Raw genomic sequence first — 12,745 nt, 5'->3', positions numbered from 1 at the left:
AACTATATGAAACCAGTTAAAGTCATTTCCTTTGGAGAAATATTGCTCCGCCTCTCCCCGCAATGGGAACAGCACAATGCTGCCCTCTATGTAGGGGGCGCAGAAGCGAATGTAGCAGCTGCCCTGGCCAAATGGGGAACATCCGTAGCCTACATCAGCCGTATGCCTGACAATGGTATTGCACACGAAGTAAACCAGCAATTGCAGGCATTGGGGATCAGCACAGATCGCATGCTCACAGGTGGAGATCGCATTGGTATCTATTACCTGGAACAGGGCAAAGACCTGAAAAATGCCGGCGTTGTATATGACCGTAAATATTCTTCCTTCAGCCGGTTAAAGCCCGGAACGGTAGATTGGGATAGCCTGCTGGGTGATGCGGAATGGTTCCACTGGAGTGCCCTCACCCCAGCCCTGAACGAAGATACCGCCATCATCTGCAAAGAAATACTCGAAGCCGCTACCCGCAAAGGACTGTTCATTTCTACCGATCTCAATTATCGCAGCAGGCTATGGCAATATGGTAAACAACCATTTGCGGTGATGCCTGAACTCGTAGCACATTGTGACCTGGTGATGGGCAATATCTGGGCAGCACATACCATGCTGGATACTAACCTGAATACCGTAGCCCTGGAAGCAAACACCCGGGAAGTATACCTGCAGGAAGCACAGGCGGTAGCCATAGAAATCACAGAGAAATTCCCCCGTTGCAAACAGGTGGCATTTACCTATCGTTTTTCACAGGCACCTACGCATAACCTCTATTACGCTACCTGGTTCGATAATGGTACACTGAGTGTATCCAAAGCATACGAAACCAACGAAGTGGTAGACAGGGTAGGGAGTGGCGACAGTTTCATGGCTGGCCTGATTCATGCCCGTTTAAGTGGCATGGATGCACAGGCAACCATTTCATTTGCCGCAGCCGCTGCATGGTCAAAACTCTTCCTGAAAGGAGATTTCAATTTAACAGCTAAAGAAGATATCCTAAAACTGATTTAATATGGCAATAGCCGCATCTACCATCGTCTCAGCTTTCGAAAAAAGCAAAATCATACCTGTATTCTATCATGATGATGAAGAGGTTTGCTGTCAGGTAATGGCCGCCTGTTATGCCGCTGGCATCCGGGTGTTCGAATTCACCAACAGGGGAGAATATGCCCGCCGTAATTTCGCCACCATGCGCGACAAAAAGCTGGTAGACATGCCTGACATGTACCTGGGTATAGGTACTATCAAAACCGCAGCTGATGCAAAAGCATTTACAGGTGCAGGTGCTGATTTCATTATCAGCCCGATCACCGATGTAAGTATCGCAGAGGCTTGCAGGGCAGAAGATATTGTATGGATACCGGGATGTATGACACCCTCCGAAATCGCTACCGCAGAAAAGACAGGCGCCCGTTTTGTCAAGCTGTTTCCAGGTAGCCTCTTAGGCCCTAATTATGTTACCGCTATCAAGCCACTTTTCCCGGACATGAAATTTATGCCAACAGGCGGAGTTGCACCCACCAAAGAAAGTATACAAACCTGGCTGAATGCAGGCGTAGTATGTGTAGGTATGGGTTCAAACTTATTGAACAAAGACCTGATCGCAAAAAAGGATTGGGATGGACTGAGCGCGCAATTGTCCAAAGTAGTTGACATCGTAAAAAGCCTGTAGGCCCTGGCTTGTAACAGGCCCGCGACAAAATTACGATCCATGTAATTGATGGCTGATGGTTCGCCACCCGGTTCCGGTCAGCGTTAATTACCGTTGATCATCGCCAGCAGCAGGTTCACGACTATTTTACTGTCAATTTTGTGCAAACGTTTGCATAATTCGCGCCGGTTTTGTATCTTAATTCAGGATTGACTCATTTTTGTATTCATTGAAAACCGAAATGAGTCAGTCATCATAGTTCCTCTTTATAAATTCCAAAATGAAAGGCATGGATTCCACATCAATAGGTAGGTTTCGCTGGCGCATTTGTGCGTTATTATTTTTTGCGACCACCATCAACTATATAGACCGTCAGGTGATTGGTCTGCTCAAGCCAACATTATCGGAGTCATTTCACTGGACAGAAACTGACTTTGCCCATATCATGACTGCCTTTTCTGCTGCCTATGCTGTCGGATTATTATTCTTCGGCCGCCTGGTAGATAAGATAGGTACGAAGATGGGATATATCCTTTCCATCGTGGTTTGGAGTGTCGCAGCCATCCTGCATGCACTGGCCAAAACAACGCTTGGATTCGGTTTTGCCCGGGTGTTCCTGGGATTGGGAGAATCTGGTAATTTCCCCGTAGCCATCAAAACCGTAGCAGAGTGGTTCCCTAAAAAAGAAAGGGCACTGGCCACCGGTATCTTTAATTCAGGCGCCAATATCGGTGCAGTATTAGCACCGGTTGTTGTACCCTGGTTAAATGGTAAATATGGCTGGCAACAGGCATTTATCTGGACTGGGGTGATCGGTTTTATATGGCTCATCTTCTGGGTGATCTGGTACGAAATTCCTGCACGTCACAAGCAACTGACACAGGCAGAATATGATTACATTCATAGTGACGACGTGGTGGAAACACCTGTAAAAGATGTAGATCCTCATCCCAAAAGTGTATCCTGGAGAAAGCTGTTAAGCATCCGTCAGACATGGGCCTTTGTATTCGGAAAAATGCTCACAGATCCCATCTGGTGGTTCTTCCTTTTCTGGCTGCCATCTTACTTTTCAGATACCTATCATCTCGATTTTACGAAGCCCAATCCGCAGCTGATGCTGATCTATACAGCTACTACCATCGGTAGTATCGGAGGTGGTTATTTATCATCCTTCCTCATTAAAAAAGGATGGCCTGTATTCAAAGCTAGAAAAACATCGATGCTCATCTTTGCCTTCGCAGTATTGCCGATCATCACCATTCAATATGCTACCAATATCTGGGTCGTAGTAGGCCTCATTGCCCTCGCCGCTGCTGCGCACCAGGCATGGTCTGCAAATATCTTTACAACGGCATCCGATATGTTCCCTAAATACGCAGTCAGCTCTGTGGTAGGTTTAGGTGGAATGGCCGGATCAGTAGGAGGGAGCTTCTTCCCCTTTATTGTAGGATACTTATTAGATCATTATAAACTTTTAGGGAATATCACCATCGGCTACAACATCCTCTTTGTAATATGTGGATGTATTTATTTAGTTGCATGGCTCTTAATGCACATCTTCGCACCTAAAATGGAACGTGTCACATTCGATTAAATGAAGCCGGCCGCAGGTATCTTAGCGCCCACAAAAAGAAACGCTTTTGCTAAAGGCAAAAGCGTTTCTTTTTGGAATTTAAATCTCTATTTATCTTACAAACTCACGCCTCTCTTCCACGGAATAAAATCATCCTGGTACAACATTTCCGCCTTTGTATGTACTTCTCCACTCGCCGCCCTGATCACATACTCCAATATCTCTTCACCCATCTCCTCAATACTCACTTCCCCACTAATAATCGTACCCGTATTAATATCAATAATATCCGGCATCCGCTGCGCCAGCTTCGTATTCGTAGCCAACTTCACCACCGGTGCAATCGGGTTCCCCGTAGGCGTTCCCAACCCTGTTGTAAACAACACAATATTCGCCCCTGAACCCACCTCAGCACTGGTCGATTCCACATCGTTCCCCGGCGTACACAACAAATTCAGCCCCGGCCGCTTCACATACTCCGTATAATCCAACACATCAATCACCGGAGAAATCCCCCCTTTCTTCGCCGCACCCGCACTCTTAATCGCGTCAGTAATCAAACCATCCTTGATATTCCCCGGAGACGGATTCATATAAAACCCTGATCCCACAGACTCTGCCCGACTCTCATACGCACGCATGATACGAATGAACTTATCAGACACATCCTTTTCCACACAACGATTAATCAGCTCCTGCTCCACACCACATAATTCCGGAAACTCAGACAAAATGGAAGTGCCCCCCAAAGCAACTACCAGATCAGATGTATGACCCACCGCAGGATTCGCAGAAATACCAGAGAACCCATCAGATCCCCCACATTCCAAACCAATCACCAGCTTAGACAGCGGACTTGGTTGCCGGCTTTCCTTATCAGCTTCAATCAGCGCCAGGAAAGTATCCCTGATCGCAGTAGACAGCATAGAAAACTCAGAAGCACTCTTCTGCTGCTCATACACCAATACCGGCTTATTAAAATCAGGATTCAGCTTCTTTAAAGCATCCTGCAATATAGACACCTGTGCATGCTGGCAACCCAGGCTCAGCACAGTCGCCCCCGCTACATTCGGATGATGAATATACCCGGCCAGCAATGCACACAATGCATCAGAATCCTGCCTTGTACCTCCACAACCACCTTCATGCATCAGGAACTTAATCCCATCAATATTATTAAATACTGTATGACGTTTATTACTCAGGCTTACCGCTTCTGCAGTGTAGGTCTTAATCGCCCCCAGGTCGCCTTTCTTATATAAAGCAACGAGATCCTGTACCTGCTCATTATAGACTTCTGCCGGTGCAAACCCCAGCCCTTTTTCAAAGGCAGTCCTGATCACACTTACATTACGATTCTCACAAAATACCATCGGGATTACCAACCAGTAGTTGCGCGTACCTACCTGGCCATCTTTGCGGGGATATCCCATAAACGTACGGTTAGCCCATTTACTCACATCAGGCTGCTCCCATGCTACAGTTCCTTCCTTTTCGTGAAATGCACTGGCGTCATGCTTCACATTGGTTATAGTAATCAGTTCTCCTTTTGCAATGGCAGCATTGGCTTTGCCTACCAGTACACCATACATAGTAATAGGATCGCCTTCCTTAGCATCAGCGATCATGAATTTATGTTTAGCGGGAACGTCTTTAAGTAAGGTTATTGTGGAACCATTAAACCCGACTTCCGTACCTTGTTGAAGGTCTTGTAGGGCAACAAGCACGTTGTCGCCGGGATGTATTTGCAGATACTTATTCATATTAGCTAAAGTATAAAATTACCATACTGCCTGTTAATACTAAAATCTTAATCTATAATGAAATTTTGCCTTTAGAATGATGCAAAATCACTCGATAGCTTGGCTAAAACCTTTTAGCTGACCAGTGCAACTCAAATCCCCGCCAGAAAAGGGAATACAAAGATAAGACCTTCTTTCTTTATGCAAATATTTATAATGTGATAATATGCCACTAAAGCCCCCAAACACCCTGAATTAGGCATATTAGCCAAATAACAGGGTACCCTTGCTAAAAAAGTATCAGTCTGATTGTTATGCAAACGTTTGCATTTCTAAGCATTAAGAAGTATCTTTCCATTCAGTTATGAAAAGATGCAGGGATACGCATCTCCCACTATTTATTATCATTTCTAAAAATTAATTGTCAGCCATATGACTGCCGAAACTAGATATGCCACCAGCCCAGCCTCCGTGTTGCGGTGGACGACAGACGAAACCAGGAATGAACTGCTCATTGAAAAGCTTTTCATTGCCGACAACCCGGTATTGGTGTATAGTCATTACGATAGATTCATCACAGGGGGCATCATGCCGGTAAACACTACCATAAAACTGGAAGCGCCCGATCAGCTGAAAGCCACCTACTTCCTGGAACGCCGGGAACTGGGCATTATCAATGTAGGTGCCCCGGGCAAAGTGCAGATAGACGGAGAAATATTTGAAGTAGGCTTCAAAGAAGCGCTCTATATAGGCAAAGGCAAACAGGATGTACTGTTCAGCAGCAATGACAGCGAGGAGCCTGCTAAGTTTTACATCAACTCTACCCCGGCTCACCAAACTTATCCAACACGACTGGTAACTAAAAAAGATGCCGAAATCGTGACCCTGGGTAGCATGGAAACCGCCAATCACCGTACCATCAATAAACTGCTGGTTGCCTCCGTATTACCTACCTGCCAGTTGCAGATGGGCATGACAGAACTCAAACCAGGCAGCATCTGGAACACTATTCCAGCTCATACACATGACAGGCGGATGGAGGTCTACTTCTACTTCGAAGTACCCGATGGCCAGTCTATTTGCCACTTCTGGGGCCAGCCCCAGGAAACACGTCATATCTGGATGCAGAATGAACAGGCTGTCATCTCCCCACCATGGTCCATTCACTCCGGTGCCGGTACCAGCAACTATACCTTCATCTGGGGCATGGCAGGCGAAAACCTCGACTACGGAGACATGGATGTATGTGCAGTACCTGATTTACGATAACCTGGAAAAAATAACGCATTATGATACTGCAGTCATTCGACCTCTCAGGCAAGGTGGCCCTGGTCACCGGTGCCAAACGGGGTATAGGTAAAGGTATTGCCGTAGCGCTGGCAGAAGCAGGCGCAGATATAATAGGTGTATCTGCTTCCCTGGAACCAACAGGGAGCGAAGTAGAAAAAGCCGTGCAGGCAACAGGCAGAAAATTCTATGGTTATACCTGCGATATGGGAAACCGGGAATCACTCTATGCATTCATAAAAACAATCACTGCGCAATTCCCTGTTATCGATATCCTCATTAACAATGCAGGCACTATTCTGCGCAAACCGGCTGCCGAACATCCGGATGAATACTGGGATGAAGTATTGGGCATCAACCTCGATGCACCATTTATCCTCACCCGCGAAATTGGTAAACAGATGCTTTCTCACGGCCATGGAAAGATTATCTTTACAGCATCGTTACTGACCTTCCAGGGAGGCATCAATGTGCCGGGGTATGCTGCCAGCAAAGGTGCCGTAGGATCGCTGGTGAAGGCATTTGCCAATGAATGGGCAGGCAAAGGCATCAATGTCAACGCTATTGCCCCGGGGTACATCGCTACAGATAATACCGCCGCCCTTCGCGCAGATGAAGAACGGAGCACTGCTATCTTATCACGTATCCCCGCAGGCCGTTGGGGTACGCCCGAAGACTTCCAGGGTCCTGCCGTATTCCTGGCCTCCGCGGCCTCGGACTATGTTCACGGCACTATCCTGACAGTGGACGGAGGCTGGATGGGTCGATAGTACGATGTCTACATGCTGATATATGAATAAAAGAACAGAAAAAACGATCGTCGATATTGCGGAAGAACTGGGCCTTTCAGTGTCTACTGTTTCCAGGGCACTGAATGACCACCCCAATATCAGCGCCCGCACCAAAGAGAAAGTGAAGAAGATGGCCCGCAAACTGGGCTACCGTCCAAATGCAATGGCAGCAGGTTTGCGCAATAACCGGAGTAAAACCATCGGTTTACTCGTGCCGCGTATTTCTATGTTCTTCCCCGCTACTATCAGCACAGTCGTACAAAACAAACTCCAGGAGCACGGATATAATGTGATCATCTGTCAGTCCAACGATTCTTATGAACAGGAAGTGGCTTTGACCAATACCCTCTATTCAGCACGAATCGATGCACTGGCAGTATCCACTACATTATCCACTACAGACTTCTCACACTTCGATATCTTCAAGGATAACAATATACCATTGGTATTCTTTGACAGGGTGCCAAAGAACTATGATGTAACCGTCGTGAAAGGCGATGATTACCTGGGTGGTCTGACTGTGACCCAACACCTGATCGAACAGGGTTGCAAAGACATTGTGCACATCTCCGGCCCGCTCACCTGTAACCTCTATGTAGAACGGGTAGCTGGTTTTAAACATGCCCTGCAGCAACACAAAATTCCTTTTAAAAAATCAAGGGTTTTTTACCAGGAGTTAACCCGTGACAACGCATGGCAGGTATGCGAAAAGATCTTTGCAAAGCAACCCTATCCCGATGGCGTATTTGCTGCCAATGATACCACTGCCATTACCATACTGGAATATTGCAGGAAGATCAATGTCCGCGTACCGGAAGACCTGAAGATTGTCGGCTACTCCAATGACCCGAGAGCAGAGATCATCCACCCGGGCATCACTTCAGTAGACCAGTTCCCCGCACTCATGGGAGAGCGGGTAGCCGAAGCACTGCTGGACCTGATGCAACAACCCAGGCAAACACCACAGCGCCACGCTGCAGCCATGGTACCTATTCAGCTGGTAAAACGTGCTTCATCCGAAGTAGCGCAGGCAGACACAAAAATAAAAGTCAACAAACGCAAAAAGAGTCAATAGTATAAACGAACTATTCACGCATGAAACAACTACTCTTCCTCCTGGGCAGCGTGCTGCTCACAGGTACTGCAATTTCCGTAAACGCCCAGGTGCCGGCTGACAAAGCCCTGAACCTCGCTGTTAAGCAATACAAACAAATGATGACCCAGGTTCCGGATACCTTAATGCCCCGGACTACTAACAATTTAACCGGTCAACTCATCACCTCCGATACCGAATGGTGGACATCCGGATTTTACCCCGGTACACTATGGTATCTCTACGAATATTCAAAAGATCAAAGCATACTGAAGGAAGCACGTAAGCGGACCAACGAGGTGCAAAAGGAGCAATATAACAAAACCACACACGATCTTGGATTCATGATGTATTGCAGTTATGGCAATGCCTACCGCCTTACCAAAGATCCAAAGGATAAACAGGTATTGATCACCAGTGCCCGCACCCTCAGCACCCGCTTCAACCCGGTAGTTGGTTGCATCAAATCATGGGATCATGGCAAATGGAAATACCCGGTGATCATCGATAACATGATGAACCTGGAATTGCTGACCTGGGCCAGCAAAGTAACCGGTGATACTTCCTTTGCACACATTGCCCGTACACATGCTAATACAACCATGCAGCACCATTTCAGACCTGATTACAGCTCTTACCACGTAATCGGTTATGATCCTGCTACAGGAGCTGTGGTAGCAAAAAATACCGCGCAGGGATTTGCTGACAGCTCCGCCTGGGCCCGTGGTCAGGCATGGGGTTTATATGGTTACACCATGATGTACAGGGAAACAAAAAATGCTGCTTACCTGGAACAGGCAAAGAAAATAGCCAACTATATCATCCCGCATCTGCCAGCTGATAAAGTACCTTACTGGGATTTTGATGCACCCGATATTCCACATGCAAAACGCGATGCATCCGCTGGTGCTGTGATGGCTGCTGCATTGCTGGAACTCAGTCAGTATACAAAGAATCAGGCTTATTTCCAGACGGCAGAACAGATCCTTCAAACACTTTGCAGCGATGAATATTTAGCAAAAGAAGGCACGAACAATCACTTCATACTCAAACACAGCGTAGGCCACCTGCCGGCAAATTCAGAAGTCGATGTACCGCTGACCTATGCAGATTATTACTTTGTAGAAGCATTGCTTCGTTATAAAAAATATAGCAAATGAACAGGCGGCGTTTTATACAGGCAGTACCACTAGCCGGTTTGGCCACCGCCGCAAAAGCAGGTAGTATGTTACCCACATCCATCACCACCCATACTGAATCCCTGCATGACAGGGAATACTGGACCTCCCTCATGGTTCGCATTGCAGAGCCGGTATTGTATAACCTGAGTAAAGGGCAACTGAAAAAGGTAATGCCTTTGGAAGTAGCTCCTGCTTACAGCAAACCCGTCGAAAAGGTGACCTACCTCGAGGCTTTTGGCCGTACGATGGCGGGCATTGCTCCCTGGCTGGAACTGGGCGCAGACGAAACCGCAGAAGGCAAAATACGGGGTCGTATGATCAGACTGGCACAGGAAGCCACCGCACAGGCTGTAAACCCCTCCGGGCCTGATTACATGAACTTCACCGGTCAGTATGACGGGCAGCCGCTGGTAGATGGTGCTTTCCTGGCACATGGCTTTCTCCGGGCTCCAAAGCAGCTATGGGAACCTTTGCCGGAAAAGACAAAACAGCAGGTTGTCGCAGCATTCAAAAGCTTAAGAAGTATCAAACCCGGTTACAATAACTGGCTGCTCTTTGCTGCCATGATCGAAACCGCCTTATTGCAGTTTGGTGAAGAATGGGATGCCATGCGTGTAGACTTTGCCGTTAAAAAGCACCAGGAATGGTACAAAGGAGACGGCATGTATGGCGATGGTACAGATTTTCACTTTGACTATTACAATGGCTTCGTCATCCAGCCCATGCTCCTCGATATACTGAAAGTACTGGTAGCCAAAGGCAAGGCCCCGAAATCAGAGTATGAGCAGGCATTACAAAGAATGCAGCGCTACGGGGTGATCCAGGAAAGACTGATCTCTCCTGAAGGCACATTCCCGGTGGTAGGCCGTTCCATGGCTTATAGAAATGCGGGTTTCCAGCCCCTTGCACAACTGGCATTAAACGACCAGCTACCTGATAGTCTCTCGCCGGCACAGGTGCGGTGTGCATTGACAGCAGTCAAGAAGCGCATCTTCGAAGCGCCTGAAACCTTTGATCAAAAGGGTTGGATGCAGCTGGGCTTTTGTGGCCATCAGCCGGAAATAGCGGATGTCTATACTTCTACCGGCAGCTCTTATTTGTGTACAGTTGCATTTCTTGCATTAGGGTTACCTTCCACACACACTTTCTGGACCGGTGCTCCGGAAGAATGGACATCGCAGAAAGCATGGAAAGGGAAACCGGTGCTGAAGGATCATGCCTTATAATGGTTATTCATTTCTTAGTCTGTATTAATATCAATCAGTCCGTACCGGATACCAAAAATCACTAAACCTACCCTGGTTTTAACTTTCAGTTTATCGCAAAGACTGCTCTTGTAGTCGTCGATGGTGCGTGGGCTTACGAACATCTTTTGTGCAATTTCTTTGTAGGATAATTCAGTACAAAGGTATTGTAGGAAGGTCTTTTCCTTGGGTGTGAGTTCGATCTTTTCACTCAGCGACAATACATCTTTCTGAAGACCAGAGATCACCTTGCCGGAGATATAATCGGGCAGGTAGAAGTCTTTTTTGATGATAGAATCAAAGGCTTCTTTCAGGTCATCGGGTTCTACATTCTTCATAATGTATCCCTTCGCACCGGATTTCAGCATCTTAATGATCACAGATTCATCGTTCAGCATGGACAGGGCCAATACCTTGATCTGAGGGAAATGGTTATTGATCCAGGTCGCAGTCTCATATCCGTTCATACCCGGCATATTCACGTCGAGAATGAGGATATCGGGCAGCTGCATTTCCCGGTTGTTAATGATTTTGATCACTTCTTCTCCATTGTTCGCTTCGAACAGAATGAAATAATCCGCAAAAGTGTTAATTAATCGCCCAAGGGCTTTTCTGACAAGTACATGGTCATCAGCAATGGCAACACTATATTTCGCTTTCCTGGTTATGCTCATGGAATGATTGTTTGTTTACGGGTATAGTGATTCGGATAGCAGTTCCGCTGTTCTTAGCGCTGTTGATCTGAAAGGTTCCACCAATAAGACTGGCTCTTTTACGGATGTTTCTCAATCCAAGACCCTTGTGCTGGTTTAAGTCGGCAAACAGGGCTTCCTGGTCAAAACCTATTCCGTTATCAGTTATTTCCAGGTCAATAAAGTCTGTGTTATGTGAAAGCCTGACTTCCACTTTAGTCGCCTTGGCATGCTTTACAATATTGTTCAACATTTCCTGTACGATGCGAAAGACAATGATTTCTGTCTGGTGATCAAGCAGGTTCCGGATGTCTGCAAAATTAAAGGAAGTTTCGTACAAATTGGTTCGTCTTAGTCTTTCAAGCTCGAAATTGATACTTTGTCCTAAACCCACTTCCGTAATTCTGTCAGTATGGAGGCTGCGCGACAGGTCTCGTAATTCTGTAATAGCCTTCTGCAGAGCCTTTCGGCTTTCTTCTATGTATTCATGTGCTTCACTGTTGTTTTCTACGGGAACGGTGAGCAGGGAAAGGGCCACAAAGGTCAGCGACTGGCCAATGTTGTCATGGATCTCCTGGGATAGATGTCCAAACACGTTTTCCTGGATTTCCAGCTGGGACCGCAGCAGTTCCTGCTCATAGCGTTCTTTGAGCAATCGCAGCTCCTGGGCCTGCGCAAGACGACCTTTCTGATTCAGAATCAGCATAATGATAATGAAGCCCACCAGTAATACCAGCAGGAAGATAGATGTAAATACTACAGGGAAGATTTCCTGAAAATCAGATTGCATATGAACGAAATACTAAAGAATAAATATAGAATAATATTTATCATAATATTTGTTACATGTAGCGTAGAAAATACAATAAACGGCATATTTGAAATGAAATTCATTAAACCATTTAGCGGAAGGCTACAGGTATAGAAGAATAAGAGCCCTGTGGCTGTCCAAAATGTAGGGTCCTGGAGCAGGCTATGCGGACCGGGAAATTTGATCCGTTCATAGAAGTAAAAGATACAGGAGATCACCACTGCCAGGCAGCCCAGCATATAAGTATAGGTGTTAAAAAGCACGTTACCCTGTATAAAAAGCATATTCAGCAGCCCCACGATGGGGAAAATGATAATGGCATAGCTCAGTGCCCGGATCACTTTAGGAGTAGACAGGAAGGAGCGGAGCAGAAAAAGCAGGTAAGTGAAATTCAGTATAGCATAGAAATTATAAATTTTCACATTATTCATATTGTGGAAACTATACCAGTATGTTATGATCTCAACCGAGAAGGTAATGGCGATATAAATAATGAAAGAGTTAATATAAGCGGGAGGCTGTTTCTGTAGTTTGGCAAGCAAAGCAACGATAAAGCACAACAGGATTGTCATGACATTAACCGGCTGCTGGTAGAGTGAAAAATGTGACAACGTTAAAACGTTCAGTAGTACACAGGACATAAGAAATTAATACGATAGCTTTTAAACAGTTATTGATCGTTGAAA

Annotated in this window: 12 protein-coding genes; 8 read left to right on the top strand and 4 right to left on the bottom strand. The window is 46.3% G+C overall.

Annotated features, from left to right (window positions below):
* The first annotated feature begins 6 nt into the window (after positions 1–6).
* The 3 genes from U0033_RS14560 (at position 7) to U0033_RS14550 (ending at position 3,239) form a co-directional block, all read left to right on the top strand.
* Positions 7–1,005, top strand: coding sequence for a sugar kinase (locus U0033_RS14560; RefSeq protein WP_072362634.1), 999 nt, complete (start codon positions 7–9; stop codon positions 1,003–1,005).
* Between the two features lies 1 nt (position 1,006).
* Positions 1,007–1,666, top strand: a complete 660-nt coding sequence (locus U0033_RS14555) for a bifunctional 4-hydroxy-2-oxoglutarate aldolase/2-dehydro-3-deoxy-phosphogluconate aldolase (protein WP_072362633.1) — start codon at positions 1,007–1,009, stop codon at positions 1,664–1,666.
* Between the two features lie 268 nt (positions 1,667–1,934).
* Positions 1,935–3,239: an MFS transporter gene (locus U0033_RS14550; RefSeq protein WP_072362737.1), complete on the top strand. Its 1,305-nt coding sequence runs from the start codon at positions 1,935–1,937 to the stop codon at positions 3,237–3,239.
* A gap of 95 nt (positions 3,240–3,334) precedes the next feature.
* Here the strand turns inward: U0033_RS14550 and U0033_RS14545 are convergent, their stop codons facing one another.
* The gene (locus U0033_RS14545; RefSeq protein ID WP_072362632.1) at positions 3,335–4,981 is read right to left on the bottom strand and encodes a UxaA family hydrolase; all 1,647 of its coding nucleotides are present in this window, start codon (positions 4,979–4,981) and stop codon (positions 3,335–3,337) included.
* A gap of 411 nt (positions 4,982–5,392) precedes the next feature.
* On the opposite strand from U0033_RS14545, the gene kduI reads away from it, so the two are divergent.
* From kduI to U0033_RS14520, 5 genes are read left to right on the top strand one after another with little or no spacing between them, the layout of a single operon-like run.
* Positions 5,393–6,229 (top strand): 5-dehydro-4-deoxy-D-glucuronate isomerase, encoded by an 837-nt coding sequence (kduI, locus tag U0033_RS14540; RefSeq protein WP_072362631.1) that lies wholly within the window; start codon positions 5,393–5,395, stop codon positions 6,227–6,229.
* Between the two features lie 23 nt (positions 6,230–6,252).
* Complete coding sequence (locus tag U0033_RS14535) at positions 6,253–7,017, top strand: SDR family oxidoreductase (RefSeq protein WP_177318634.1); 765 nt, start codon at positions 6,253–6,255, stop codon at positions 7,015–7,017.
* A 22-nt stretch (positions 7,018–7,039) separates the two neighbouring features.
* Entirely contained in the window at positions 7,040–8,113 is a 1,074-nt protein-coding gene (locus U0033_RS14530) for a LacI family DNA-binding transcriptional regulator (protein WP_072362629.1), read from the top strand.
* A gap of 20 nt (positions 8,114–8,133) precedes the next feature.
* Positions 8,134–9,291: a glycoside hydrolase family 88 protein gene (locus U0033_RS14525; protein ID WP_072362628.1), complete on the top strand. Its 1,158-nt coding sequence runs from the start codon at positions 8,134–8,136 to the stop codon at positions 9,289–9,291.
* Positions 9,288–10,538 carry a DUF2264 domain-containing protein gene (locus U0033_RS14520; protein WP_072362627.1) on the top strand — a complete coding sequence of 417 codons (1,251 nt, stop codon included), beginning with the start codon at positions 9,288–9,290 and terminating at the stop codon, positions 10,536–10,538. The genes U0033_RS14525 and U0033_RS14520 overlap by 4 nt, the downstream gene beginning before the upstream one ends.
* A gap of 14 nt (positions 10,539–10,552) precedes the next feature.
* Here U0033_RS14520 and U0033_RS14515 read toward each other — a convergent pair whose 3' ends face one another.
* The 3 genes from U0033_RS14515 to U0033_RS14505 are packed head-to-tail and all read right to left on the bottom strand — an operon-like array spanning position 10,553 to position 12,700.
* Complete coding sequence (locus U0033_RS14515; RefSeq protein ID WP_072362626.1) at positions 10,553–11,230, bottom strand: response regulator transcription factor; 678 nt, start codon at positions 11,228–11,230, stop codon at positions 10,553–10,555.
* Positions 11,202–12,038, bottom strand: a complete 837-nt coding sequence (locus U0033_RS14510) for a sensor histidine kinase (RefSeq protein WP_072362625.1) — start codon at positions 12,036–12,038, stop codon at positions 11,202–11,204. Before U0033_RS14510 ends, U0033_RS14515 begins: the two co-directional genes overlap by 29 nt.
* Positions 12,005–12,700 (bottom strand): hypothetical protein, encoded by a 696-nt coding sequence (locus tag U0033_RS14505; protein ID WP_143150769.1) that lies wholly within the window; start codon positions 12,698–12,700, stop codon positions 12,005–12,007. The genes U0033_RS14510 and U0033_RS14505 overlap by 34 nt, the downstream gene beginning before the upstream one ends.
* Positions 12,701–12,745 lie beyond the last annotated feature (45 nt).

Origin of the sequence: Chitinophaga sancti (assembly GCF_034424315.1) — a bacterium.
In the GTDB taxonomy this organism is placed as follows: domain Bacteria; phylum Bacteroidota; class Bacteroidia; order Chitinophagales; family Chitinophagaceae; genus Chitinophaga; species Chitinophaga sancti.
Note: the sequence above shows the minus strand (reverse complement) of the source record. Positions and strands in the feature narration are given on the sequence as shown.